This window comes from Streptomyces sp. NPDC004435 (genome assembly GCF_042873895.1).
In the GTDB taxonomy this organism is placed as follows: Bacteria; Actinomycetota; Actinomycetes; order Streptomycetales; family Streptomycetaceae; genus Streptomyces.
In genome coordinates, this window is sequence record NZ_JBIAMB010000034.1 from 1 (window position 1) to 24,155 (window position 24,155).

At 74.1% G+C, this 24,155-nt stretch carries 20 protein-coding genes; 11 read left to right on the forward strand and 9 right to left on the reverse strand.

From position 1 onward, the window contains the following. Window positions 1–456: 456 nt before the first annotated feature. Complete coding sequence (locus tag ACFYT9_RS37825; protein ID WP_376605594.1) at window positions 457–906, forward strand: PTS glucose transporter subunit IIA; 450 nt, start codon at window positions 457–459, stop codon at window positions 904–906. A gap of 81 nt (window positions 907–987) precedes the next feature. Beyond that, window positions 988–2,658: a phosphoenolpyruvate--protein phosphotransferase gene (gene ptsP, locus ACFYT9_RS37830; protein WP_376605596.1), complete on the forward strand. Its 1,671-nt coding sequence runs from the start codon at window positions 988–990 to the stop codon at window positions 2,656–2,658. A 76-nt stretch (window positions 2,659–2,734) separates the two neighbouring features. Here ptsP and ACFYT9_RS37835 read toward each other — a convergent pair whose 3' ends face one another. After that, window positions 2,735–3,640 carry a hypothetical protein gene (locus ACFYT9_RS37835; RefSeq protein WP_389171352.1) on the reverse strand — a complete coding sequence of 302 codons (906 nt, stop codon included), beginning with the start codon at window positions 3,638–3,640 and terminating at the stop codon, window positions 2,735–2,737. Between the two features lie 37 nt (window positions 3,641–3,677). Further along, a complete protein-coding gene (locus tag ACFYT9_RS37840) occupies window positions 3,678–4,967 on the reverse strand; it encodes an MFS transporter (protein WP_389171355.1) in 1,290 nt (429 codons plus the stop codon). Between the two features lie 47 nt (window positions 4,968–5,014). Between ACFYT9_RS37840 and ACFYT9_RS37845 the strand changes: the two genes are divergently transcribed. Next, on the forward strand, window positions 5,015–6,334 hold the full coding sequence (locus ACFYT9_RS37845; protein ID WP_389171358.1) for an aminotransferase class I/II-fold pyridoxal phosphate-dependent enzyme: 1,320 nt from the start codon (window positions 5,015–5,017) through the stop codon (window positions 6,332–6,334). Window positions 6,335–6,405: 71 nt separating this feature from the next. Here the strand turns inward: ACFYT9_RS37845 and ACFYT9_RS37850 are convergent, their stop codons facing one another. Continuing rightward, on the reverse strand, window positions 6,406–8,112 hold the full coding sequence (locus tag ACFYT9_RS37850) for a serine protease (protein WP_389171360.1): 1,707 nt from the start codon (window positions 8,110–8,112) through the stop codon (window positions 6,406–6,408). 171 nt (window positions 8,113–8,283) lie between these two features. Here ACFYT9_RS37850 and ACFYT9_RS37855 point away from each other — a divergent pair, with 171 nt between their 5' ends. Next, the gene (locus ACFYT9_RS37855) at window positions 8,284–9,036 is read left to right on the forward strand and encodes an RNA polymerase sigma factor (protein WP_389171363.1); all 753 of its coding nucleotides are present in this window, start codon (window positions 8,284–8,286) and stop codon (window positions 9,034–9,036) included. Beyond that, entirely contained in the window at window positions 9,033–10,058 is a 1,026-nt protein-coding gene (locus ACFYT9_RS37860; protein WP_389171365.1) for a CU044_5270 family protein, read from the forward strand. Before ACFYT9_RS37855 ends, ACFYT9_RS37860 begins: the two co-directional genes overlap by 4 nt. A gap of 58 nt (window positions 10,059–10,116) precedes the next feature. Here ACFYT9_RS37860 and ACFYT9_RS37865 read toward each other — a convergent pair whose 3' ends face one another. Next, window positions 10,117–12,096, reverse strand: coding sequence for an acetoacetate--CoA ligase (locus ACFYT9_RS37865; RefSeq protein WP_389171367.1), 1,980 nt, complete (start codon window positions 12,094–12,096; stop codon window positions 10,117–10,119). Window positions 12,097–12,309: 213 nt separating this feature from the next. Here ACFYT9_RS37865 and ACFYT9_RS37870 point away from each other — a divergent pair, with 213 nt between their 5' ends. Together ACFYT9_RS37870 and ACFYT9_RS37875 are read left to right on the forward strand one after the other, a co-directional pair. Beyond that, a complete protein-coding gene (locus ACFYT9_RS37870; RefSeq protein ID WP_389171370.1) occupies window positions 12,310–14,658 on the forward strand; it encodes a TIM-barrel domain-containing protein in 2,349 nt (782 codons plus the stop codon). A gap of 172 nt (window positions 14,659–14,830) precedes the next feature. Further along, window positions 14,831–15,637 (forward strand): DUF4253 domain-containing protein, encoded by an 807-nt coding sequence (locus ACFYT9_RS37875; RefSeq protein ID WP_389171372.1) that lies wholly within the window; start codon window positions 14,831–14,833, stop codon window positions 15,635–15,637. 15 nt (window positions 15,638–15,652) lie between these two features. On the opposite strand, the gene ACFYT9_RS37880 is transcribed toward ACFYT9_RS37875, so the two are convergent. Next, complete coding sequence (locus ACFYT9_RS37880) at window positions 15,653–16,180, reverse strand: NUDIX domain-containing protein (protein WP_387278977.1); 528 nt, start codon at window positions 16,178–16,180, stop codon at window positions 15,653–15,655. A gap of 60 nt (window positions 16,181–16,240) precedes the next feature. Between ACFYT9_RS37880 and ACFYT9_RS37885 the strand changes: the two genes are divergently transcribed. The 3 genes from ACFYT9_RS37885 to ACFYT9_RS37895 all read left to right on the forward strand — a co-directional run bounded on the left by ACFYT9_RS37885 (window position 16,241) and on the right by ACFYT9_RS37895 (window position 18,871). Beyond that, complete coding sequence (locus ACFYT9_RS37885) at window positions 16,241–17,053, forward strand: M15 family metallopeptidase (protein ID WP_389171375.1); 813 nt, start codon at window positions 16,241–16,243, stop codon at window positions 17,051–17,053. Between the two features lie 166 nt (window positions 17,054–17,219). Next, window positions 17,220–17,687, forward strand: a complete 468-nt coding sequence (locus tag ACFYT9_RS37890) for a Zn-ribbon domain-containing OB-fold protein (RefSeq protein ID WP_389171378.1) — start codon at window positions 17,220–17,222, stop codon at window positions 17,685–17,687. Beyond that, on the forward strand, window positions 17,684–18,871 hold the full coding sequence (locus tag ACFYT9_RS37895) for a lipid-transfer protein (protein WP_389171381.1): 1,188 nt from the start codon (window positions 17,684–17,686) through the stop codon (window positions 18,869–18,871). Before ACFYT9_RS37890 ends, ACFYT9_RS37895 begins: the two co-directional genes overlap by 4 nt. Before the next feature lie 66 nt (window positions 18,872–18,937). Here the strand turns inward: ACFYT9_RS37895 and ACFYT9_RS37900 are convergent, their stop codons facing one another. The 4 genes from ACFYT9_RS37900 to ACFYT9_RS37915 are packed head-to-tail and all read right to left on the reverse strand — an operon-like array spanning window position 18,938 to window position 23,288. Further along, window positions 18,938–19,543: an ATP/GTP-binding protein gene (locus ACFYT9_RS37900; RefSeq protein WP_376601992.1), complete on the reverse strand. Its 606-nt coding sequence runs from the start codon at window positions 19,541–19,543 to the stop codon at window positions 18,938–18,940. Next, window positions 19,524–19,961, reverse strand: coding sequence for a DUF742 domain-containing protein (locus tag ACFYT9_RS37905; protein ID WP_376601993.1), 438 nt, complete (start codon window positions 19,959–19,961; stop codon window positions 19,524–19,526). The genes ACFYT9_RS37900 and ACFYT9_RS37905 overlap by 20 nt, the downstream gene beginning before the upstream one ends. Window positions 19,962–19,971: 10 nt before the next feature. Then, on the reverse strand, window positions 19,972–20,415 hold the full coding sequence (locus ACFYT9_RS37910) for a roadblock/LC7 domain-containing protein (protein ID WP_387278985.1): 444 nt from the start codon (window positions 20,413–20,415) through the stop codon (window positions 19,972–19,974). Continuing rightward, window positions 20,412–23,288, reverse strand: a complete 2,877-nt coding sequence (locus ACFYT9_RS37915) for a nitrate- and nitrite sensing domain-containing protein (protein ID WP_389171385.1) — start codon at window positions 23,286–23,288, stop codon at window positions 20,412–20,414. Before ACFYT9_RS37915 ends, ACFYT9_RS37910 begins: the two co-directional genes overlap by 4 nt. Window positions 23,289–23,742: 454 nt before the next feature. On the opposite strand from ACFYT9_RS37915, the gene ACFYT9_RS37920 reads away from it, so the two are divergent. Continuing rightward, window positions 23,743–24,087 carry a hypothetical protein gene (locus ACFYT9_RS37920; protein ID WP_376605368.1) on the forward strand — a complete coding sequence of 115 codons (345 nt, stop codon included), beginning with the start codon at window positions 23,743–23,745 and terminating at the stop codon, window positions 24,085–24,087. The last annotated feature ends 68 nt before the right edge of the window (window positions 24,088–24,155 follow it).

Genomic DNA, 24,155 nt, shown 5'->3' on the forward strand with positions numbered 1-24,155 from the left:
TTTCCAGGCCCTCCGGGCGCTTCCTGCGCTTTCTTCGTTTCCGACTCTATCAGATCTTTCCGATCCGATTTCCTCGGTGCTTTCCGGTCCCGATTCGTTTTCCTCGGGGCCTTCCGGCGGGGTCAAACATTACCAGGCTTTCTCGGTCCCCCTGACCAGTCTCTCCGCGCTCTCCGGAAGGAACCGAGGCAGGCAGAGGTGTAGACCACTGGGGTTAGGATCTGGCTTGATAGGTGCTGCCGACCCACGACTCAAGGCCGCGTTGGGGTCAGGCAGGAGTACGACAGTACATCCCACCTTGAGTAGAGGCAAATCGTTTCCGGTAGTCCCTAGGTCCGCCAACTGGTACGTCTCGTGCGGAACCGGGACTTCTTATGACTTACGCTTCTGAACAGTACGCGCCGCCCAGGACAGGTGTGGCGGCGCCACACGATCTCCGCCCCTGGGAGGCTTCCCATGACAACCGTGACGTCGCCACTTGCTGGACGCGCCATCGGTCTCGCCAACGTTCCCGACCCGGTCTTCTCCGGTGCCATGGTCGGGCCCGGCACCGCCATCGATCCCGTACGTGAGGTTTCCGAGGCGGTCTCCCCCATCGACGGGGTCATCGTCTCCATGCACCCGCACGCCTTCGTCGTCGTGGACGGCGAGGGACACGGCGTGCTGACGCACCTCGGCATCGACACCGTGCAGCTCAACGGGGAGGGCTTCGAGCTCCTCGTCAACAAGGGGGACACCGTCACGCGCGGCCAGGCCGTCGTGCGGTGGAACCCGGCCGCGGTGGAGGCCGCCGGCAAGTCCGCCATCTGCCCCGTCGTCGCCCTCGAGGCCACGGCCGACTCGCTCTCCGACGTCCGCGAGGACGGCGACGTGAAGGCCGGCGACCAGCTCTTCGACTGGAGCTGATCCCGGTCCGTCGTCAGGACGGCCGCGAGTACGACATTCAACGCGGCGGCATCGGCCGCCGCTCTATCGGAGACGGGTGAGATGGAGACAACGCTGCGAGGCGTCGGCGTCAGCCACGGAGTGGCGATCGGCCAGGTGCGGCACATGGGCACGGCGGTCCTGGAACCGCCGGCCAAGTCGATTCCCGCCGAGGAGGCGGAGCGCGAACAGGGGCGCGCCCGTCAGGCGGTGGAGGCCGTGGCCGCGGACCTCATCGCGCGCGGCAACCTGGCCGGCGGCGAGGCCCAGGCCGTGCTGGAGGCCCAGGCGATGATCGCCCAGGACCCGGAGCTCATCGCCGATGTCGACCGCAGGATCGCGGTCGGCAGCACGGCCGAGCGCGGTATCTACGACGCCTTCTCGCACTACCGCGAGCTGCTGGCGGGTGCCGGCGAATACATGGCGGGCCGGGTGGCCGACCTGGACGACGTGCGGAACCGGATCGTCGCGCGGCTGCTCGGCGTGCCGATGCCCGGTGTTCCGGACAGCGACGAGCCGTACGTGCTCATCGCCCGCGACCTCGCGCCGGCGGACACCGCGCTGCTCGACCCCGCGCTGGTGCTCGGCTTCGTGACCGAGGAAGGCGGGCCGACCAGCCACAGCGCGATCCTCGCGCGTGCCCTGGGCGTGCCGGCCGTGGTGGCGCTGCCCGGCGCCGGTGAGCTGGCCGAGGGCACGGAGATCGCGGTGGACGGTTCCACCGGCGAGATCTTCGTCGACCCGAGCGAGGAGAAGAAGGCGGCGCTGACCAAGGCCGCCGAGGAGCGGAAGGCGGCGCTGTCCGCGTCCAGCGGTCCCGGCGCCACCTCGGACGGGCACAAGGTGCCGCTGCTCGCCAACGTCGGCGGCCCCGCCGACGTGCCGGCCGCGGTGGAGGCGGGCGCCGAGGGCGTCGGCCTGTTCCGTACCGAGTTCCTCTTCCTGGACGACAGCCAGAAGGCTCCGTCCGAGGAGAAGCAGGTCGACGCCTACCGGAAGGTGCTCGAAGCCTTCCCCGAGGGCCGTGTGGTCGTGCGGGTGCTCGACGCCGGTGCCGACAAGCCGCTCGACTTCCTGACGCCGGTCGACGAGCCCAACCCGGCGCTGGGCGTGCGGGGACTGCGGTCGCTGCTCGACCACCCCGAGGTGCTGCGGACGCAGCTGACCGCGCTGGCCAAGGCCGCCGAGGGTCTGCCCGTGTACCTGGAGGTCATGGCGCCGATGGTGGCCGACCGGACGGACGCGAAGGCGTTCGCCGACGCGTGCCGCGAGGCGGGGCTCCGGGCGAAGTTCGGCGCGATGGTGGAGATTCCGTCCGCCGCGCTGCGGGCCCGCTCGATCCTGCAGGAGGTCGAGTTCCTCTCGCTGGGCACCAACGACCTGGCGCAGTACACCTTCGCCGCCGACCGTCAGGTGGGTGCGGTGTCCCGGCTGCAGGACCCGTGGCAGCCGGCGCTGCTCGACCTGGTCGCGCTGTCCGCCGAGGCGGCCAAGGCCGAGGGCAAGAGCTGTGGAGTCTGTGGCGAGGCCGCCTCGGATCCGCTGCTCGCGTGTGTGCTGACGGGTCTGGGCGTCACCTCCCTTTCCATGGGTGCGGCGTCCATCCCGTACGTACGGGCGACGCTGGCGAAGTACACGCTCGCCCAGTGCGAGCGGGCGGCGTCCGCGGCGCGTGCCGCGGACACGGCGCACGAGGCGCGGGTGGCCGCGCAGGCGGTGCTGTCCGGGGAGTGATCCCGGAGTCGTAGCGCGTGGTCCGGAGGGGCTTCCCGTCACCTGGTGACGGGAAGCCCCTCCGTCGTGTCCGGGGTCAGTCGCGGCCCGGGCGGTGCTCGTGGGGGCCGGGGGCGAGGGGGAAGCCGGCGCAGTGGTCGACGCCGTGCTCGGGGGGAAGGGGCTCGCCGGTGCGGGCGTCGGTGCAGTAGGCGGCGAAGACCTCCGCCTCGGTGAGGGGGCTGAGGGTGCCGTCGGCGAGGCGCCAGCCGTGGAGCCGGTCGGGGCGGCCGGGGCGGGTCACGCGCAGGACGAGTCCGCCCGGGGAGGCCATGACGATCCCCGCGGCGAGGACCGCGGTGAACTCGGTGGCGGTGGTGGGGTCGTGGTGGTTGGTGCCGTGCTCGTCCCGAGTCGTGTGGAGCACGGCGAGCAGGTGGTCGTCGGCCGCGGGCACGCTGCAGACGAGGTGGTGGGTGCCGGTGCCCGCGCCGTCGAGGAGGCCGAGGAGCAGCCGGGTGGCGCGGTCGAAGGAGTCGCGGCCGAGGTCGAGGCCGCAGTCCGGGCAGTCTCCCGCGGTGGCGAGGACAGTGGTGGCGTACTCCCAGGTGGCGCGGCGGACAGCGGTGTCGACGAGCTCGGGGAGGAGAACGGTGAGGGGCTGTCCGGTGTAGATGACGCGGGCGCCGGTGGTGGCCAGGTGGTCGGTGAAGCGGCTGCGGCTGGTGGGGTCGTCGGGAGCGATGCCCGTCTCCGAGCAGAAGGAGACGTACTCGTCGGGGTCGAAGAGGGCCACGGTGGTGTGGGTGCCCTGGCGGGCGAGGGATTTGAGGAGTGCCTCGACCTCCTTGAGATAGGTGGGGTGGTCGTCGAAGTGGAAGGTGCGGTAGCGGCGCATGGCGGTGAAGTCCTGCTCGTCGGCGAGGAGGCCGACGGTGCTGGGGATCTCACGGCGCAGGGCGCGGCGGAGGCGGGCCGTGGTCTGGGTGGTGGTGGTCGTCATGGGTCCCCCTCGGGTGCGGTGTGCCGATCACGGACGATCAGTGCTCACTCACCGTAACCTTCGCCACTGACAGTGACGATGGAGTGGGCTTCTCGACGCGGTCGCGGATGAGGCGGTGCTGGGCCGCGGCGGCTCCGACGAGGGCGAGGCCGAGGACGGGCCAGGCGAGGGGACCGGCAGTCATGACGCCGGTGACGAGGAGGGGGCCGGCGAAGCGCTGGGTGGACTGGGCGAGGCCGTGGGCGCCGAGGTAGGCGCCTTGGGCGTCGGCGGGCGCGAGGGCGACGGAGAGCTCCCAGGAGGAGGTGGCGTGGATGATCTCGGCGAAGGTGAGGGCGACGACCGCGACGACGAGGGCGGCGGTGGCGAGGGCGCGGCCGCCGGCGGCGGAGGCGGCGAGGGCGAGGGTGCCGGCCACGAAGAGTCCGGAGAGGGGGACGAGGAGGCGGCGGGCGGCTCGGGCGGTGGCGCCGAAGCGGGCGAGGGGCACCTGGAAGAGGACGACGAGGACGGTGTTCAGGACGAGGAGGAGCGGGACGAGGCCGACGGGGGCGTCGGTGGCGTGGACGAGCCAGAGGGGGACGGCCACCTGGAGGATGGTGTCGTCGAGGAAGAGGGCGGCGTCGGTCGCGGTGTAGCCGAGGAAGGTGCGGTCGCGCCAGGGACCGGCGGACTTGGGGCGGGGTGCGTCGGTGGCGGTGGCGGTGGTGTCGGCGCGGGCGGGGGCGGGCGGTTCGGCACAGCGCAGGGTGAGGACGGCGATGGCCAGGTAGGAGAGGACGTTGCCGATCAGGAGGTAGGTGTAGGCGCGGTCGGAGCCGCTGGCGAGGGCGGCCGCGGCCCCGATGCCGCCGAGGGACCAGCCGATGTTGACGGTGGTGCGCTGGATGGCCTGGTAGCGGACGCGGTCGGCGCCTGCCTGGCGGGCGGCGTACAGCTTGATGAGGACGCTTCCGGCGCGGTCGGGGAGGGCCCCGAGGGCCGAGTAGAAGGTGAGGAGGAGGAAGTGGTCGGTGGTGAGGAGGGCGAGGAGGGCGGCTCCGCGCATGAGCTGGGTGGCGACGATGACGCGGACGAGGGGGAAGCGGTCGGCGAGGAGCCCGGCGAGCGGGGCTCCGGCTATGCCGACGCCGCCGGAGACCGTCATGAGGAGTCCGACCTGGGCGAGGCTCAGGCCGGAGACGTACGTGAAGTAGAGGGCGGTGCAGCCCGCCCAGAGGCCGGTGCCCGTCTTGTCGACGATGCTGACGACGAGCATGCGGCGGCCGTCGCGGCCTCCGGGGATGCGGTCGAGTGCGGTGCGGTGCCACGAGGACGGGCGGCTCACGTGATTCCCCCTTGACGCGAGTTATGTATTGATACATAGTTTGGAACGTGGCAACACAATATGCGATCGAGGGAACGACGGCCAAGGGGATTGCCGCGTCCGTGGAACGCGGCGTGACCGAGGGCGAGCTCTCGCCGGGCGACGCGCTGCCCCCCGTAAGGAAGTTGGCGGACGATCTGGGAGTCAGCCCCGGCACGGTGGCGACCGCGTACAAGGAGCTGCGCGGACGTGGGCTCGTGGTGACGCGGGGCCGGGGCGGGACGGTCGTGGCCGAGGCGCCTTCCGTGGCGTCCCGGCGTCCTCCCCGGATGCCGGAGGGGCTGACGGATCTGGCAAGCGGTCTGCCCGACCCCGCCTTCCTGCCGGTGCTGCACCCGCCGGGCGAGGTGGCGCCGGTCTACGGCTCGCACCGGGCCTCACCGCGGCTCGCCGCTCTGGAGGAGCTGACCCGTACGTGGTTCCGGCGGGACGGGGTGCCCGCGGAGCGGGTGACGTTCGCGCACGGGGCGCTCGACTGCATCGCCCGGCTCCTCTCCGTGGAGCTGCGGCCCGGTGACGCCGTGGCCGTCGAGGATCCCGGCTTCCATCACCTGCTGGATCTGGTGCCCGCGCTGGGGCTGCGGATGGTGCCGGTCGCCGTCGACGGCGAGGGGATCGCCCCGGACGCGGTGCGGGCGGCGCTGCGGGCCGGGGTGCGGGCGATCGTGTTCAGCCCGCGCGCGCAGTGCCCCACCGGGGCCTCGCTCACGCCCGCCCGGCGGGACGAACTGGGTGCGATCTTCCGGGAGTTCCCCGAGGTCCTGGTGATCGAGGACGACTACCTCGCCGCGTTCGACGCTCCCCCGGCGCCGAGCGTCGGCGCGCTGGGGCCGGCCCGGTGGGCGCAGGTGCGCACCGTTTCGAAGCGGCTGGGTGTGGATCTGCGGTGGGCCGGGCTGACCGGGGACGCGGTGACGCTCGCGCGGCACGACGGCCGGATGCTGATGACCTCCGGCTGGGTCAGCCATGTGCTCCAGGAGACCGTGGTCCGGCTGTTCACCGATCCGGAGGTGGCGCGGCTCGTGGCGCGGGGCGAGGCCGCGTACGCCGAGCGGCGGCGGACCCTGATCGACGCGCTGGGCGCGCGGGGGATCCCCGCGGTGGGGGCCGGGGGCCTGAACGTGTGGGTGCCCGTGCGCGACGAGTCCGCCGTGGTCAACGGGCTGCGGACGCACGGCTGGTGGGTCGCGGCGGGCGCCCGGTTCCGGATCGACGCGCCGCCCGCCGTACGCATCACCGCGTCGATGCTGCTGCCGGAGGCCGCGGAGCGGCTCGCCGGGGACTTCGCGCAGGTACTGGGCGACACGCAGGCGACGTACGGGGGCTGAGGGGCGCGTGAGCCCGCCGTCCGGGCCGGGAACGGCCGGACGGCGGGCTCACACGCGCGTGGGGCGGTGGTTCAGCGGGTGCGATAGGCGTTGCCGAGGATCTGGTCGAGCGTGTTGCCCGCAGTGTCGGTGAGGGTGGCGCGCAGTGAGACCGTGCCTCCGGGGGCCGGGTTGCGGACCTCGACGGCGCCGTCGGTGACCGGAGCCTCGGTCCAGGTGGTGCCGCCGTCGACGGAGACCCGGACCGTGAGGGAACGCAGGCCCGGCCCGGCGGCGGGGCCCTGGACCGTGACCGGGACGCGGATCGTCGCCCCGGCGGGGGCGGTGCCGTCGAGGGCGAGCGTCGGCGTGAAGCGGACGACGCTCAGCGGGAGCGCGGCCGGGGCCTTGGTCGCGGCGGAGTCGAAGGTCCAGACGGCGGTGGTGCGGCCGGCGCCGTGCAGGGCGGTGGTGGTGAGCCGGTAGCGGGCTTGGGCGGGGGTGTTGAGCGGGAAGGCGGCACGGCCCGGAGTGCCCCGGTGCGTGCCGACGAGGACGCCGTCCCGGTGGAGGGTCGTGGCGGCCGAGCGGAAGACCGGGTCGGAGGGGGCGTGGCCCTCGCCGTCGGCGAGCAGCGGCAGGTCGAGGGCGATGCTGTCGCCGTCCCGGACGAGCGCGGGCGGCGCGTCGGGGGCGGGGTCGAGTGCCGGACCGCGGACGGCGTTGTCGAAGGTGTGCACGGTGGTGGCGCCGGGGCGGACCTGGAGGTCCCTCGCCTCGTACAGGTTGGGCCGGGCACCGGGGGTGCCCGGCGTGGTGTACGAGAGCTCCCAGGCACCGCGTTCGGGCGTGACGTGGAAGGTCGCGGTGCCGGGGCGGACGAGCTCGCTGGTGAGGCCGACGGTGGTCCCCTCGGACGGCTGGATGGCGGCCACACCGACGCCGCCGGCGCCCTCCGGGTCGGCCGCGGTGGCCTTGACGGTGGCCAGGTCGGCGGCCGCGGGCCTGCGGGCGAAACCGGTGAGGGAGCGGCCGGAGGTGAAGCGGTAGCCGAGGCCGTAGTCGGACCGCCCGCCGATCCAGTAGGCGTCGAACGTGGCCGTCACGGAGCCGGGTTCGGCCGAGGGGCCGAGGTGGGCCACGCGCAGGCCGGTCGCCGAGGACATCAGGTTCACGGAACGGGTCCGTCCTTCGTGGTGGACCTCGACGAAGGACATGGCGTGCCGGGGCTCGGCACCGGTCTCGGGCGGGCGCACGTCGACGGGGGCCGTGGTGCGGGCGTCGATGGTGACGGTCGTGTCGCCGTCGAGGTCGAGGCGGGGCTGGACGAGCCAGTCGGTGCCCGCGCCCTGGTGGAGGGGGTACACCTCCGAGTCGAGCAGGTAGCGGCCCTTGGGCAGGCTGAGGGTGACGGTGCCGGAGGGGTCGTGGGCGGCTTCCCTGACGTTCTCGCCCGGTCCGGAGACACCGGTCACGCGGGTCGCGTAGGCGTCGGTCGGGGCGCCGGTGCGGTCGAGGTGGCGGAGGGTCAGGGTGACCCTCTCGTTCTGCGCGGCGGAGGCCGGGGCCGCGGGCTGGGTGGTGAAGGCCGTGGCGGTGAGGGCGGCGACGAGGGCGAGGGCGGGGAGGGCGGGGCGGATCCTGGATCCGGTGGTGCGGATCGTGGAGGGTGTGTTCTGGGTATCGGATCCGGCGTATTGGATCGTGGATCCGATACCTCGGATACTGGATCCAATACCTCGGATACTGGATCCAGTGGCTCGGATATTGGATCCAGACGCTCGGGCAGTGGATCCCATCGCTCGGATACTGGATCCGGTCTTCGGTGTTTCGTTCATGCAGGGAACTGGGTCCGGAGCGGACGGAGTTCCCGTGACCCGCGCCACACGGGGTTGCGGCGCCGGGCCCGTGTGGCGCGGGTCACGGGAACCTCGGTGAACCGGCGGCCAGTACCCGGTGTGGAACAAGAGATGAGAGATCGTTTCCGGGCCGGGGATCCCTCCGCGCTCGGTGAGGCGTACGACGCACACGCACGGGTGCTCTTCCAGTACGCGTACCGCATGTGCGGCGACCGGGCCGCGGCCGAGGACGCCGTTTCCGCGACCTTCCTGGAGGCGTGGCGCTGTCGGGGCAAGGTGCATGCCGAGGGCGGAAGCCTGCGGCCGTGGCTGCTCGGGATCGCGACCAATGTGCTGCGCGGGGCGGCGCGGGAGGCGCGGCGGCGGGACGCGGCGCTGGCGCGGATCCCCGATCGCGGGGTGCTTCCGGACTTCAGCGACGCGGTGGCCTCGCGGCTGGCCGACGAGGACAGGCTCCGGGCCGCGCGGGTGGCCCTCGGCCGGCTCCGTCGCCGCGAGCGGGAGGTGTTCGGGCTCGTCGTGTGGGCGGGCCTCGACTACGCGACGGCGGGAGAGGCGCTGGGCATCCCCGTCGGCACGGTGCGGTCCCGGCTCTCGCGGGCCAGGGAGCGTCTGCGGGCGCTCGCCGAGGCGGAACTGCGCGCCGGCCGCCGCGGGCACGGCCGGCGAACGCCCGGCGGCGGCCCTGACCCGGCCGCCGCACCGCCCGCCGCACCGGTCGCCGCTCCGGCCCCCGAGTCCGTGTCCCGGCCCGCGTCACCCTCCGGGGCCGTGTCGCCCGGTGCCGCGTCCGGCACCGCCCTGCCCGCGCGTACGGGCCGTACCGTCCTCGTCCCCCGAACCTCCCCGGAGAAGCCGGCATGAACGACATCGATTCCCGCCCTCAGGACGCGCTGCGCGCGGAGCTGACGGAGCTGCTGCCCCCGCCCGCCGTACCGGAGTTCGCGCCGGAGCGCGAGCGGGAGCTGCGGCGGAGCCTGATGGCCGCGGCGCGGCCGGCCCGGCCCGCGGTGTGGTGGACCCGGAAGGCGGTGCGGTTCGCCGTGCCCGCCGTGGTGTGCGGCATCACGGCCGGGGCGGTGCTCGTCGCCGCTCCCCCGGAGCCCCGCGACCCGCGCCCGGCCGTGCGGGCCGAGGGTGCCTCGGCGGTGCTGTCGCGGGCCGCGCTCGCGGCGGCCTCCGCGCCCGCGCCGGACGCGCGGCCGGAGGCGTTCGTGTACGTGGAGAGCCTGGTGTCCCGGGCCGGGCGTCCCGCCGGTGGCGGGGCCGCCGTCGTGGAAGCCGCGCACCGGCGCCAGGTGTGGCTGTCGGCGGACGGGAGCCGTGCCGGACTGCTGCGCGAGGAGGGGGCCGCCGACGAGGAGCTGTCACCGCGGCTGCCCGTGTACGAGCTGGAGCATCGGGGCGCGGAGCCGCGGCAGACGTTCCTGGAGCCGGAGGGCCCGTCGGTCTCGGCTCCGACGCACACCTTCGTCGCGGGGCTGCCGACCGATCCGGAGGCGCTGCTGCGGCTGGTGCGCGAGCAGACCCGCGCAGGGGGCGGGGACGCGGACCAGCGGGCGTTCACGGCGATCGGGACGCTTCTGGTCGAGACCTGGGCGCCGCCGGAGGTGACGGCGGCGCTGTTCGAGGCGGCCGCGCGGATCCCGGGCGTCGTGACGGTGCCCTCGGCGCGGGACGCGGCCGGCCGGGAGGGCGTGGCCGTGGCCCGTACCTCCGGTGGCGAGCGGACCCAGTGGGTCTTCGACCGGTCGACGTCCGCCTTCCTCGGTGAGCGGACCGTGCTCATGGCCGCCTCGGACGCCGGTCCCGCGGGGACGGTGCTGAGCGAGACGGCGGTGCTCACCAAGGCCGCCGTGGCCCGTGCCGGGCAGCTGCCCGGCTGAACCAGGCCGGTCGTCGGCCGTGGAGGGGCGCCCCCGTCGGGGGCGCCCCTTCGGCGCGTCAGGCGCCGCGGGTCGCCGCGAGGTCCTCGTAGAAGCGCAGGAGGTCGAGGTTGTCGACCGAGCCCGCGTTGACGGCCTTCTCCAGGGGGGTGCCCTGGAGGAGGCGCTTGACCGGGACCTCGATGCGCTTGCCGGTGAGGGTGTGCGGGACGCCCGGGACCTCGATGATCTCGTCGGGGACGTGGCGCGGGGAGAGTTCGGTGCGGATCGTGGTCCTGATCCGGGCGATCAGCTCCTCGTCCAGGGTCGCGCCCTCGGCGAGGTGGACGAAGAGCGGCATCCAGTAGCCGCCGTCCGGCTCCTCCAGGCCGATGACGAGGGATTCGCGGATCTCGGGGAGCCGTTCCACGGCCTCGTAGATATCGGCGCTCCCCATCCGGACGCCCTGGCGGTTGAGGGTGGAGTCGGAGCGGCCGTGGATGACGACCGAGCCGTGGTCGGTGATCGTGATCCAGTCGCCGTGCCGCCACGCGCCGGGGAACATCTCGAAGTAGCTGTCGCGGTAGCGGCTGCCGTCCGGGTCGTTCCAGAAGTGGATCGGCATGGACGGCATGGGGTTGGTGACGACGAGCTCGCCGACCTCGCCGACGACCGGCTTGCCGGAGGGGTCCCACGCCTGGAGGTCGGTGCCGAGCCCCGCGGCCTGGAGCTCGCCGATGTGCACGGGCAGGGTGGGGACGGCGCCGGCGAAGCAGGAGCAGACGTCGGTGCCGCCGCTGACGCTGGCGATCCACAGGTCCTCGCGCACCTCGTCGTGGAGCCAGCGGAAGCCGTCGGGCGGCAGCGGGGAGCCGGTGGTGGCGACGCACTTGACGGCGGACAGGTCGAAGTCGCGGCCGGGGTGCACGTCGGCCTTGGCGCAGGCCATCACGTAGGCGGCGGAGGTGCCGTACAGGGTGGCGCCGGTGCGCTCGGCGATGCGCCACTGGGCGCCGGTGTCCGGGTGGCCCGGGCTGCCGTCGTACAGGACGACGGTGGTGCCGGTGAGGAGGCCGGAGACGAGGAAGTTCCACATCATCCAGCCGGTGGAGGTGTACCAGAAGAAGACGTCCTCGGGGCCCAGGTCGCAGTGGAGGCCCAGCTGCTTGAGGTGCTCGACGAGGATGCCGCCCTGGGACTGGACGATGGCCTTCGGCAGGCCGGTGGTGCCGGAGGAGTACAGGACCCACAGGGGGTGGTCGAACGGCACCTGCTCGAAGACCGGCTCCACGTCGGCGGCGACCAGGCCGTCCCAGTCGAGGGCGCCCTCGGGGGCCGGGGTGCCGAGGAGCGGGATGTGGACGACGGCGCGGAGGGTGGGGAGCTCGGCGCGCAGTTCGGCGACGGTGTCGCGGCGGTCGTGCTGCTTGCCGCCGTAGCGGTAGCCGTCGACGGTGAAGAGGACGACCGGCTCGACCTGCTGGAAGCGGTCGAGGACGGAGCGGGCGCCGAAGTCGGGGGCGCAGGAGGTCCAGACGGCGCCGACGGCGGCGGTGGCGAGGAGGGCGACGACGGCCTGGGGGACGTTCGGCAGGTAGCCGCTGACGCGGTCGCCGGGGCGGACGCCGAGGGTGCGCAGCTCGGCGGCGAGCGAGCCGACCTGGCGGCGCAGTTCGGCCCAGGTGATCGGGGTCGGCTCGTGGGTCTCGTCCACGTGGAGGAGCGCCGTGTCGTGGGGTCGCTCCTCCGCGGCGCGCAGGGCGTGCTCGGCGTAGTTGAGGGCGGCGCCGGGGAACCATTCGGCGCCCGGCATGGAGCGGTCGCCGAGCACGCGCGCGTAGGGGGTGGAGAAGCGGACGTCGAACCATTCGGCGACGGCCTGCCAGAAGGTCTCCAGCTCGTCGACGGACCAGCGGTGCAGCGCGGGGTATCCGCCGCCCTCCGGGGCGCCGTGGCGCTCGGCGGCCCATGCCTGGAAGCGGGTGACGGCGGCGTGGGCGATGCGCTCCTCGTCCGGCTGCCAGAGCGGCTCGGTCGGCTCGGTCGGCGCAGATGTCATCGGGTGGCTCCCTGGCTGTACGCGGGTCGGCGTGTGTCGCGCGCACGTGCGGGGGTGTGCGCGTGACGCGGCTGACAGGACGATGCCATGGGAGCGGCTTTCGCACCAGGGCAGCCCGCCTGTGGTCGGCAGGTTGAACATGTGCTCCCACCACGGGTGAACGGCAGTTGAACGGGGCTCGTGACGCCGCCGGCGGCTGGCAGTGTGATCACCATGGACGGTCGTGGACTGGTGCGTTCGGTGAGGGTGTTCGGTTCGGTGCGGGGGCTCAGGACGGTACGGGCGGCGTGGCGGCAGCGGCGCGCGGACGCGGCGGCGCTGCCGCGGCGGGGCGCGGAGCGGGCGCGGGTGCCGGGTCTCGCGGAGGGTGCGGAGGGGCTGCCGGGCGGGGGGATCGTGCGGTTCGCCCGGTCGTCCCTGCGGGTGTGCGTGTCGGCGGGCGGCGCGGTCTTCTGGGGGTGGGACGGGGCGGCGCCCGAGCCGTCGTACGCGCTGGCGGGTCCGGCGCCCGATCCGGACCCCCGGGCGGTCCTGGAGCCGGACACGGACGGCGGCTGGCGGGTGGTGTCGGAGCGGGTGACGGTGGCGGTCTCGCGGCACGGGGCGGTGGAGATCCGGACGCCGGGCGGGGTGATGCTCCGCAGGGATCTGCCGCCGCGCTGGTGGGAGCCGGTCGGCGGGGGGCCCTCGCGGTGGGCGCAGCGGGCCGAGGTGGCGGCGGACGCGCGGTTCTTCGGGCTGGGCGGGCGGTCGGCGGGGCCGCGGCTGCGGGACGGCTCGTACCGGCTGTGGAACACGGATCCGAAGGGGCGGTTCGGACCGGATGACGATCCGCTGTACATCACGATGCCGGTGCAGTTCGTGGTCGCGGACGCGGGGACGCACCTGGCCTTCCACGACAACCCGTGGGACGGGCGGGTGACGCTGGCGGAGGGCGAGGAGGGGGCCGGTTCGGGGCACGACCGGCCGGGCACCAGCGAGCTGCGGATGGAGGGCGGGCCGCTGCGGTGCTGGGTGATGGTCGGGACCCCCGCGCGCGTGCTGCACCACTGGGCGGCGCTGACCGGGGCGCCGGCGCTGCCGCCCGCGTGGGCGCTGGGGCCGCAGCACGCGCGCTGGGGGTTCGGCGGCGCGGCCGAGGTGCGGCGGGTGGTGGCCGGGTACCGGGAGCGGGGGCTGCCGCTGTCGGCGGTCCATCTGGACATCGACCACTACGACGGGCACCGGGTGTTCACGGTGGACCGGGAGCGGTTCCCCGATCTGCCGGGGCTCGCCGAGGAGCTGCGGGAGGAGGGCGTGCGGCTGGTGTCGATCGTGGACCCGGCGATCGCGGCGGAGCCGGGGAACGTGCTGTACGAGGAGGGGCGGGCGGCCGGGGCGTTCGTGCGGGACGCGCGGGGCGAGGAGGTGCGGGGTGCGGTGTGGCCCGGGGAGTGCGCCTTCCCGGACTTCACTGATCCGGCGGTACGGGAGTGGTGGGGCGGCCTGTACGAGGAGCGGCTGCGGCAGGGCTTCTCGGGCGTGTGGCACGACATGAACGAGCCGGTGACGTTCGCCGCGTTCGGGGATCCGACGCTGCCCCGGTCGGCCCGGCACCATCTGGACGGGCGGGGCGGCGACCACCGGGAGGCGCACAACGTGTACGGGCTCCTGATGGCGCGGGCGGGCCACGAGGGGCTGCGGCGGCTGCGGCCCGAGGAGCGGCCGTTCCTGTTCACGCGCTCGGGGTGGGCGGGCATGCAGCGGTACGGGGGCACCTGGTCCGGTGACGTGGCCACCGGGTGGCCGGGGCTGCGGGCCTCGCTGGCGCTGGTCCTGGGGCTGGGCCTGTGCGGGGTGCCGTACTCGGGGCCCGACGTGGGTGGTTTCGACGGGAGTCCGTCGCCGGAGCTGTTCCTGCGCTGGTACCAGCTGGGCGCCTGGCTGCCGCTGTTCCGGACGCACGCGGCGCTGGACGCGGGGCGGCGCGAGCCGTGGGAGTTCGGTCCGGAGGTGCTGGAGCACGCGCGCGTGGCACTGGCCGAACGGGAGCGGCTGCACCCGTACTTCACGACCCTGGCACGGCTCGCGCGGATGACCGGCGCGCCCTATGTGCGGCCGGTGTGGTGGGGGACGCCGGAGGACCGGCTGCTGCGGGAGTGCGACGACGCCTTCCTGCTGGGCGACGCGCTGCTGGTGGCGCCCGTGCTGCACCGGGGCGCGGACCGGCGGGCGGTACGGCTGCCGCGCGGCCGCTGGTACGACACGGCGACCGGCTCGGCGTACGAGGGTCCGGGGCAGGTGCTGCTCGACGCGCCCCTCGCGCGCGTGCCCGTACTGGCCCGCGCGGGTGCGGTCCTGCCGGTGCGGGGGGACGACGGCGGGCTCGCGCTCGACGTGTGGCCGCCCGCGGAGGGGCGCACGGGTGGAGGGCTCGTCGTCCGCGACACCGGCGACGGCTGGGAGCCGGCGGAGATCGAGCGGTACCAGTCGCGGCTCGTGGACGGCCGGGTGGTGGTGGAGCGGATGACGGAGGACGGGCCGGTGGAGGCGGGGCTGCCGGTGCGGGTACGGGGGGTGTGAGGGCGGGCCCTGGATGTGAGGGCGGGCACGGGGAGGGATGGGGGCGGCGCGGGCGCACGGGTGCGCGGCGGGCGAGGTGGGTGGTGGGGGTCGGCGGGCGGTGCGGGGGTGAGCGGGGAGCAGGACCGGGGAGCGGGAGGCGTTGTCGGACCCGCCGCCTAGCATCCGGAGCATGAACCCTGAAGCCCTGCTGGGCGATGACGTCGAGCTTCCTCCCGGCCGCCTGATCCCGACCGCCGAAGGGGACGGCGACACACGGCCGTTGTGGCTGAGTGACGGTCCCGCGGACTACGGGGCGTGGGGGCGGATACGAGCCGCACACCCGCGGACCGGCCTGTGGCCGCTGCTGCTCGAACCGCTGCGCCCGGACGCCGAGGAGTTCCGGCCGTGGGCGTCCGGCGAGCTGTACCCGGAGGGCATGTCCCGCCCCGCCGACCACGCTCCCGAGGCGGTCCTCGTCCGCTGGTGGGAGTCCGCCACCTCGGTGGAGGAGGACGACGTCCTCTCCCCCGAGCGGCGGCTCGCCGTCACCGCCCCCTACGGCGCGGCCTGGCCCGGCCTCGCGCCGGGGCGGGAGGCGGTGGAGGACCCCGACCGGCTGGCCGCCGAGCACGCCGACGTCCTGCTGTCCTTCGGCACCGAGGCGCGGCTCGGGCTCGTCGAGGCCGCCTCCGGAGCGGAGGCGCTGGCCGTGGCCGGCTGGTCGGGGCCGGCCAACCACGAGAACGACACCGCGCGGATCGCCGCCGTCGTCGCCGACTGGGAACGCCGCTTCGGCGCGCGGGTGTTCGCCGTGGGCTTCGCGACGCTGCGGCTCTCCGTCGCCGCTCCCCCGGCCACCCCGGCGGAGGCGCTGCGCGTCGCCGCCGAGCACTTCGCCTTCTGCCCGGACAACGTGTGGCAGGGGTCCTGTGAGGACCTCAGGGCGTACGCGGAGCAGTTGGTGGGGGCGGACGAGTGGACCTTCTGGTGGGACTGAGCGGCGGCCGGGGGGTCAGCCGTACGCGCCGGCGAACCACTTCCTCATGGCCTCGGTGTGGAGGGGGAAGACCAGTTCGCGCGGCTCCGGCACGACGAGGCGGGCGGAGGTCTCCGAGGTCGGGGTGAAGGCGGGGAGCGTGTCCGCGGGGACCGGCGGGAGGAGGCCGAAGACCAGCAGGTGCTCGGGGGAGCCGAGGACGTCGGCGAGCCGGACGGCGTCGGGGTCGGCGTCCAGGCCGGTCTCCTCCCGGAGTTCGCGGACGACGGCGGTGCGCCAGTCCTCGCCGTGGTCGATGAAGCCGCCGGGGAGGGCGGTGCCGCCGTGGCCGGGGTGGATGGCCCGGGTGATGGCGAGGAGGCCGGTGCCTCGGGGGGAGGTGACGGGGAGGAGGGCGACGGCGACGGGGAGGGGGTTGCGGTAGGCGGTGGTGGCGCAGACGGGGCAGGTGCGGGGCCAGGTCGTGGTTCCTGTGGGGTACGGGGCTCCACAGGCCGAGCAGTGGGAGTGGAGCACGGGGGGCGCGGGCGCGGTGTCGGTCACGGGGGGACCGTACGCGATGGGGGTTTCCCGGCGGGGGCGGAACTGGTAGACCCGGTGCGCATGACTGGACTTGCCTCTGCCCTCCGTTCCCTCGCCGTGACCGGCGCGGCCGTCCTCATGGCCTGTACGGGGGCCCTCGCCTCGCCGGCCGTCGCCGTGCCCGAGCCGAAGGCGCCGCGGGAGTTCGTGGCGCTGGACTCGGTGGACCGGACGATCCTCCAGGAGATGCGCTACACCACGGCGCACAACTTCGTGGGCGAGCCGATCGACGGCTACCGGCAGCCGCTGTGCCTGCTGACCCGGCCCGCGGCCGAGGCGCTGCACCGGGCGCAGCGGCGGCTGCTGGCCCGGGGGTACACGCTGAAGGTGTACGACTGCTACCGGCCGCAGCGGGCGGTGGACCACTTCGTGCGCTGGGCACAGGACCTGGCGGACGAGCGGATGAAGGCGGAGTTCTATCCGCTGGTGTCCAAGGAGCGGTTGTTCGCGGACGGCTACATCGCGGAGAAGTCCGGGCACAGCCGGGGCTCGACGGTGGACCTGACGGTCGTGAGGCTGCCGGCGAAGCCCACGCGCGCGTATGTGCCTGGCGAGAGGCTGACGTCGTGCACCGGGCCCCGGACGGAGCGGTTCCCGGACAGCTCGGTGGACATGGGGACCGGGTACGACTGCTTCGACACGCTCTCGCACACCGACGATCCGCGGATCACGGGCGTCCAGCGGGCGAACCGGCAGCTCCTGAAGGGCGTGCTGGCGGCGGAGGGATTCGTGAACCTGCCGGAGGAGTGGTGGCACTTCACCTTCAAGCCGGAGCCGTTCCCGTCGACGTTCTTCGACTTCCCGGTCGCACGGAGGTCGGTGGCCGGGCACTGACGCCTTCCTGTCCGGTGGGCCCGGAGCCCCGAGCCCGGCCCTGACGTCTTCCCCACGCGAAGGTCTGCCCGCGGCCGGGCGTCGGCGTCTTCCCCGTCCGGTGGGGCCGTGCCAGACTCGGGAGCAGGTAGCTGACACTTCGTCAGATCTGTGGGAGGTCCCGGAGATGGCACGGACGCGCAGGCCGGTCGTGGAAGGCTGGTTCACCGACGACACGGTCCCGGACGGGGAGTTCCGGCTCCTCGCCACCCGGTGCTCGGCCTGCGCGGCGGTCTTCTTCCCGCCCGTGGACGACTCCTGCCGGAATCCGGAGTGCGCGGGCGGGGGCACGCTCGACGTGCTGCCGCTCCCGCCGCGCGGGCGGGTGTGGTCGTACACCGACGCGCGCTACCGGCCGCCCGCGCCGTACGTCTCCGACCCGGACGCGCCCTGGGAGCCGTACGTCCTCCTGGCGGTCGAGTTCGGCGCGGAGGGGATGGTGGTGCTCGGGCAGGCCGCGCCCGGGGTGCGGACGGCGGACCTCGCGGTGGGGAAGGAGGTCGAGCTGGTGCCCGGGGTGCTGTACGAGGACGCCAGGCACACCTGGACCACCTGGCGGTGGCGGCCCGTGGGGACGACGGAGGACCGCGCGTGAACGACATCGCCGTCATCGGGGCCGGCATGCACCCCTGGGGCAAGTGGGGGCGGAGCTTCGTCTCCTACGGGACCGCCGCCGCCCGCTCCGCGCTCGCCGACGCCGGAGTGCGGTGGTCGGACATCGGATCCATCGTCGGAGCCGACACCGTGCGGGGCGGCTATCCGGGGTACGTGGCCGGCGCGACGTTCGCACAGGCCCTCGGCTGGCAGGGGGCGCGGGTGACCAGCGTCTACGCGGCCTGCGCCTCGGGCGCGCAGGCCATCGGCGCGGCCCGGGCCCAGATCCTGGCCGGGCTCGCCGACGCGGTCCTCGTCGTCGGCGCGGACTCCGCCCCCAAGGGCTTCTTCGCTCCCGCCGGCGGGGAGCGGCCCGACGATCCGGACTGGCTGCGCTTCCGGGTCCTCGGCGCCACCAACCCCGCGTACTTCGGGCTCTACGCCCGCCGCCGGATGGCCGTGTACGGCGACACCGCCGAGGACTTCGCCCAGGTCAAGGTGAAGAACGCGGCGGCCGGGGCGCTCAACCCCCTCGCCCGCTACCGGAAGGCGGTGACGCCCGAGGAGGTCGCCGCCTCCGCGGTCGTCGCCGATCCGCTGCGGCTGCTCGACATCTGCGCCACCTCCGACGGCGGGGCGGCCCTGGTGCTGTCCAGCCTGGACTTCGCGCGCCGGCACGGGCACCCGGACCCGGTGCGGATCCGGGCGGTGTCGACGGTCTCCCCCACCTACCCCAGGACGGTCCTCGACCTGCCGGACATCGCCACTGACGCGACGACCGCCGTCGCGCCTCCGCCGCACCCCTTCCGCGCCTCGATCGCGCGGGCGGCGTACGAGGAGGCCGGGCTCGGGCCGGAGGACCTGTCGCTGGCCGAGGTGTACGACCTGTCCACCGCTCTGGAACTGGAGTGGTACGAGGACATCGGCCTGTGCGGGCGCGGCGAGGGCGCCAAGCTGCTCCGGGACGGGGTGACCCGGCTCGGCGGCGCGCTGCCGGTGAACGCGAGCGGCGGACTCGCCTCCTTCGGGGAGGCCGTGCCCGCGCAGGCGATCGCCCAGGTCTGCGAGCTGACCTGGCAGCTGCGGGGCACGGCCGGGGACCGGCAGGTGCCGGGGGCGCGGGCCGGGATCACCGCCAACCAGGGCCTGTTCGGGCACGGGTCGGCGGTGGTGGCGGTCCGCTGAGCCGCCACCCCCCGGGCCCGGGGACCGTACCGCTCGGACAGCGCTCGACCGGTGTTCGGGTACGGCTCAGGTCGCCACCGGTTCGTGGTCCCGGTCGGCGAGGACGAGGGCGTGCTCGACCACGGCGACGAGGACGCCCTTGACCGACTCGCGGTCACGGGCGTCGCACATCACCAGCTCGACCTCGGGGTCGAGGTCGAGCGCCGCCCGCACGGTCTCCGTCGGGTAGCGGCGGCCTCCCTCGAAGCAGTTGACGGCCACCGTGAAGGGGATGCCGCGCCGCTCGAAGTAGTCGATCGCGGCGAAGCTGTCCTCCAGGCGGCGGGTGTCGGCGAGCACGATCGCGCCGAGCGCCCCCTGCGCCAGTTCGTCCCAGAGGAACCAGAAGCGGTCCTGGCCGGGAGTGCCGAACAGGTACAGCACGAGGTCCTCGCGGAGCGTGATCCGCCCGAAGTCCATGGCGACCGTGGTGGTCGTCTTGGCCTCGACGCCGTGCAGGTCGTCCACCGGACGGCCGGCCTCGGTCAGGACCTCCTCGGTCCGCAGCGGCCGGATCTCGCTGACCGCGCCGACCAGTGTCGTCTTGCCGACCCCGAAGCCACCCGCGACCAGGATCTTCAGCGTCACCGGCTCGACGGGGGTCTTCTTGCGGCTAGAGCGCCCGAAGGCCATTGATCACCTCGCGGAGGATGCTCACGTCCGGCAGCTGGGCCGGCGGAACGGGGCGGGTCACGTGCACGAGTTCCTCGTCGACGAGGTCGCCCACCAGGACCCGGACCACCCCGACGGGGAGGTCGAGTCCGGCGGCGAGCTCGGCGATCGACTGGGGCTGCTCCGAGCAGCGTTCGACGATCTCCACGTGTTCCGGGGAGAGCGACTGGTCACGGCCGGGATCGTCGGCCGCGGGTTCGGGGACCACCACGGCGATGAGGTCGAGCCGGTGGCGGCCCGCGGCGCTCGTCCGTCCGCGGGTCATCGCGTACGGACGGACGACGGGTCCGGCCTCGTCGTCGTACCAGTGGTGGGGGGCGGGCGTCTCCCGGCCGGGGGTCTCCCGGCCGGTCCGGCCGCGCTCGGCTGCGTCGCTCATGCGGGGCGGCTCACCCTCCCGTGGACGGACCGGTCCGGGGGGCCGTGCCGAGGTGGGTGCCGACCCGCTTGACCATCAGGGTCATCTCGTACGCCACCTGGCCGACGTCGGAGTCGGCGTCGGCGAGGACGGCGAGGCAGCTGCCGTCGCCCGCGGCGGTGACGAAGAGGAAGGCGTCCTCCAGCTCGACCACGGTCTGCCGGACCCGGCCGGCCTCGAAGTGGCGGCCTACGCCCTTGGCGAGGCTGTGGAAGCCGGAGGCGACGGCGGCGAGGTGCTCGCCGTCCTCGCGGCTGAGGTCCTTCGACGCGCCGGTGGCCAGGCCGTCGCTGGACAGCACCAGGGCCTTGCGGATGGCGGAGACGCGCTGGACCAGCTCGTCGAGGAGCCAGTTCAGCTCGCCGTTGCCGTGGACGGAGCTGCTGGTGGGTGCTGCGGCGTTCGGTGCGGTCATCGACCGTCCCCCTCAGGTGTCGTTCCGTGTGCTGTGGTGTCGTCCGGTCCGGTGCCGTGCTGGCGTCCGCGCTGCCAGCCGCGCTGCATGGCGGCCATCCGGGCCCGCACCTCCTCGGCGTCGCGCTCGAAGTCGTCCTCGGCGGCGGGCCGTTCGGCCGGGGCCGGACCGGCCGCGGGCGCGGCCGGCTGCTCGGGCTCGCGGAGCTGCGGGACGAGGCTCGCCTGGCGGACGCGGCGCGGGAGCCCGTCGAGCCGCTCGGGGGCCGGGGCGGTACCCGCGCCGGTGCTCTCGGCGCCCGTGGGCGGCTCCGGGCGTACGTCGGTGCCCTCCGGGCGTACGGGGACGAGCGTGGGCCCGGTGGTGCGCGACGGCAGCCGGCGGTCCGCGCCGGGGGCGGGGTGGGCGCGGCCGGGCTCGTCGAGCCGGCGTCCGTGGTCGACGACCAGGGTCGGCTGACGGCGGCGCGGCAGGGGCACCGGGCCGTGCGCGGTGTCCTCGCCCGCCGGGGCGTCCTGCCCGGGGCCGCCGGTCTGGTCGGGGGCCTGCTGGTGCTGCTCGCCCGCCGGGGCCAGGCCGGGGCGCCGGCGCTGGGGGCGGAAGAGGCCACCGCGCTCGCTGTCGCTGTCGAGGAGGTCGGCGGAGCGGTCGAGGAGCGTGTCGATGTCCTCGGGGCCGAACGGCGGCTCCAGTTCGACCGGCCCGTCCACGGGGCGGTCGAGCATCCGGTCGGCGCCCGCGTCGAACGCTCCGTCCCCGGCACCGGCCCGGCGTCCGGCCGGGCCCGTCCCGTCCGCCAGGTCGGGCACGCGCGCGAGGGCGGGCCGGCGCTGCGGCAGGGGGGCGTCGCCGAGCACGCCCGCGGGCGCCCCGGAGGTCGTACGGGATGATCCGCCGGAGGCGTGCCGGTCGGTGCCCTCCGCGGCGCGCGGGTCGAGGGACTTGCGGTCGAGGCGGAAGCCCGCGCCCTGCGTCTCGGGTGCGTCGGTGAGCAGCGCGGCCGGGATGAAAACAACCGCCGTGGTGCCGCCGTACGGGGAGGTCTGGAGCGAGACCCGGACGTTCTGGCGCTGGGCCAGGCGGCTGACGACGAAGAGGCCGAGGCGGTCGGTGTCGGAGAGCTCGAACTCGGGGGTCTCGGCGAGCCGCAGGTTGGCGTCGAGCAGGACGTCGGGGCTCATGCCGAGGCCGCGGTCGTGGATCTCCAGGGTGAAGCCGTTGGCGACGCGCTCGCCGAGGACCTGGACGGCGGTGTGCGGCGGGGAGAACACCGTGGCGTTCTCCAGGAGTTCGGCGATGAGGTGGGTGAGGTCGGCGACGGCGGGTCCGCCGACGCCGAGCCGGGGCAGCCTGCGGACCTCGACGCGCTCGTAGTCCTCCACCTCGGCCACGGCGGCCCGGACCACGTCCATCAGCTGCACGGGCTTGCGCCACTGGCGGGAGGGCGCGGCGCCGGAGAGGATCACCAGGCCCTCGGCGTGGCGGCGCATGCGGGTGGTGAGGTGGTCGAGGCGGAAGAGGTCCGCGAGCTCCTCGGTGTCCTCGGTGCGCCGCTCCATGGTGTCGAGCAGGGTGAGCTGACGGTGGAGCAGGACCTGGTTGCGGCGGGCGAGGTTGACGAAGACCTCGGAGACCCCGCGGCGCAGCTCGGACTGCTTGACGGCGGCCTCGACGGCGGCGCGCTGGAGGGTGTTGAGGGCCTGGCCGACCTGGCCGACCTCGTCCTCGCCGTACCGCAGGTGCGGGACCTCGGTCTCGACGTCGACGGGCTCGCCGGCGGCCAGGCGGCGCATGACGCTGGGGAGGCGGACGCCGGAGACCTCCTGGGACTCCTTCTGGAGGCGGCGCAGGTCGCGGACGAGGGAGCGGCCGATCCGGACCGAGATGCCGACGGAGGCGAGGAGGGCGAGGAAGCCGAGGACGCCGGCGACGCCCGCCTTGAGCAGGACGCTGTACGCGGCGGGCTGTACGCGGTCCTGGTAGCGGTCGCCGGCGGCGGTGTTGGCGCGGGCGAGCTCGTCGAGGACCGGGCTGGCCTCGTCCTGCCAGTAGGCGGCGGTGACCGAGCGGGGGCGCTCGGTCGGGCCCGCCGTGACGAACGCCTCCTCGGCCGTGCGCAGGGCCGAGGTCTCGGGGCTGCGCCAGTACTGCTCGAAGCGCTGTCGCTCGGCGGCGGGGAGGAGTTCGAGGTTGACCTCGTAGAACTGCTTGCGGACGGCGATCAGATCGGAGACGGCGCGGATCTCCTGGGCGGTGACGCGGTCGGCGACGAGCGCGGAGAGGACCAGGGCGTCCTCGCGCGAGAGGAGTTCGCGGGCCCGGGTGATGCCGACGAGGGCGCGGCCCTGCTTGTCCATCTCGACGTTCTCCAGCGCGTGGAGGGTGACGAGGAAGCTGTAGCAGGGGTCCACGAGGCGGTTGTAGAACTCCAGCGCCTGGAGCCGGCCGATGCTGCGCTTCTCGACCGAGCGGCGCAGGGAGGTGATCTCCTCGAACGCGGCGAGGAGCGAGTTGAGCTTCTGGGTGGTGACCGGGCGCATCTCCTCGCGGACGCCGGGGTCCTCGGCGTTGGCGCGGATGCGGTCCATCTGCCGGTCGGTGGCGAGGCGGGCCTCGCGGAGCTGGGTCAGCGCCTCGGAGCCGCGCGGGTCGGCGAGGTAGACGAGGGACTGGCGGCGTTCGAGCTGGATGACCCGGGCCGTGTCCTCGATGGGGTAGCCGATCTTGTCGACGATGTAGCCGACGTCGAGGAGCTGGTCGGCCTCGCGTCCGGTCAGGACGGTGGAGAAACCCCAGAGGCCGGTGAGGGAGACGAGCGGTACGAGGAGCAGCGCCACGATCTTCCGGCGGATGGACTTCCCGCGAAAGCGCATGGCCTCCCCCAGTACGGCCCCCGGCCACGGAGGTCCCTCGAACGGCGTCGCCGCGTCAACACGGCGCGTCAACCTTCGGTTTCAACAAACGGCGGCGTGAGCCTACTACTGCATCGCGGGCATCTCGAAGGTGTGTCTGGGCGATTTTCAGCCTGCCGAGTGAGCGTTGATCATCAGATGTCCTGGTATTCCAGGAGTTGGGATCGGCCACTGTGGCGCAGGACACGTGACGGTGCGCGATTTCCCGTCCTGGGCGCAATGGCTGGAATCGTTCGTTCCGTTCGCGATGTCGGGTGACGTGGGGAAACCTTTTCCCTGTCCAGAGCGTCATGAAGTACGGGGGAACGTGCAGCCCGGGGGCGGACGGGCCGAGGGCCGGCCGTCCGCGCCGTGTAGAACCGCGGGAAGCGGGCAGCCACCCCGGGGAGCACCGTGCTGTGGGGAGTGACAGAACATGGATGACGAGACGCGGACGGCGCGTCAGCTGTGGGTGGACGACGAGCGGGGACTGCGGAGGATGCCGGATCCGGTGCGGAACGCGGCGGTGCGGGCGGTGATGATCAGCTCGGTGACGATCATCCTCGCCGTGGTCGCCTTCCTCACCTCGGTGACGGGCTCCTGGCTGGCCTATCCGATGACGATAGCGGCCGTGGTCGCGACGGTGGTGGCCACCTGGAGCGTGCTGGACATCTGGATCACCCGCCAGGTGTGGCGGCAGCGCGCCGGCGTGGTCTCCGAGCCGAGCAGCAGCGCCTACCAGGCGCGGCGCGAGCGGGTCGCGGAGGAGCGGGTCGCCTGACCTCGGTCGGGACGAGGGCCCGGCTCCCGGAGAGTGATCTCCGGGAGCCGGGCCCGTTTCGTTTTATT

Bases quoted from the DNA above. Each gene is read 5' to 3' on its own strand.
- ACFYT9_RS37865 (WP_389171367.1), bottom strand. From the start codon at position 12,096: ATGACATCTGCGCCGACCGAGCCGACCGAGCCGCTCTGGCAGCCGGAC.
- ptsP (WP_376605596.1), top strand. From the start codon at position 988: ATGGAGACAACGCTGCGAGGCGTCGGCGTCAGCCACGGAGTGGCGATC.
- ACFYT9_RS37905 (WP_376601993.1), bottom strand. From the start codon at position 19,961: ATGAGCGACGCAGCCGAGCGCGGCCGGACCGGCCGGGAGACCCCCGGC.
- ACFYT9_RS37910 (WP_387278985.1), bottom strand. From the start codon at position 20,415: ATGACCGCACCGAACGCCGCAGCACCCACCAGCAGCTCCGTCCACGGC.
- ACFYT9_RS37915 (WP_389171385.1), bottom strand. From the start codon at position 23,288: ATGCGCTTTCGCGGGAAGTCCATCCGCCGGAAGATCGTGGCGCTGCTC.
- ACFYT9_RS37855 (WP_389171363.1), top strand. From the start codon at position 8,284: ATGAGAGATCGTTTCCGGGCCGGGGATCCCTCCGCGCTCGGTGAGGCG.
- ACFYT9_RS37835 (WP_389171352.1), bottom strand. From the start codon at position 3,640: ATGACGACCACCACCACCCAGACCACGGCCCGCCTCCGCCGCGCCCTG.
- ACFYT9_RS37860 (WP_389171365.1), top strand. From the start codon at position 9,033: ATGAACGACATCGATTCCCGCCCTCAGGACGCGCTGCGCGCGGAGCTG.
- ACFYT9_RS37825 (WP_376605594.1), top strand. From the start codon at position 457: ATGACAACCGTGACGTCGCCACTTGCTGGACGCGCCATCGGTCTCGCC.
- ACFYT9_RS37885 (WP_389171375.1), top strand. From the start codon at position 16,241: ATGACTGGACTTGCCTCTGCCCTCCGTTCCCTCGCCGTGACCGGCGCG.
- ACFYT9_RS37900 (WP_376601992.1), bottom strand. From the start codon at position 19,543: ATGGCCTTCGGGCGCTCTAGCCGCAAGAAGACCCCCGTCGAGCCGGTG.
- ACFYT9_RS37875 (WP_389171372.1), top strand. From the start codon at position 14,831: ATGAACCCTGAAGCCCTGCTGGGCGATGACGTCGAGCTTCCTCCCGGC.
- ACFYT9_RS37890 (WP_389171378.1), top strand. From the start codon at position 17,220: ATGGCACGGACGCGCAGGCCGGTCGTGGAAGGCTGGTTCACCGACGAC.
- ACFYT9_RS37850 (WP_389171360.1), bottom strand. From the start codon at position 8,112: ATGGGATCCACTGCCCGAGCGTCTGGATCCAATATCCGAGCCACTGGA.
- ACFYT9_RS37920 (WP_376605368.1), top strand. From the start codon at position 23,743: ATGGATGACGAGACGCGGACGGCGCGTCAGCTGTGGGTGGACGACGAG.
- ACFYT9_RS37870 (WP_389171370.1), top strand. From the start codon at position 12,310: ATGGACGGTCGTGGACTGGTGCGTTCGGTGAGGGTGTTCGGTTCGGTG.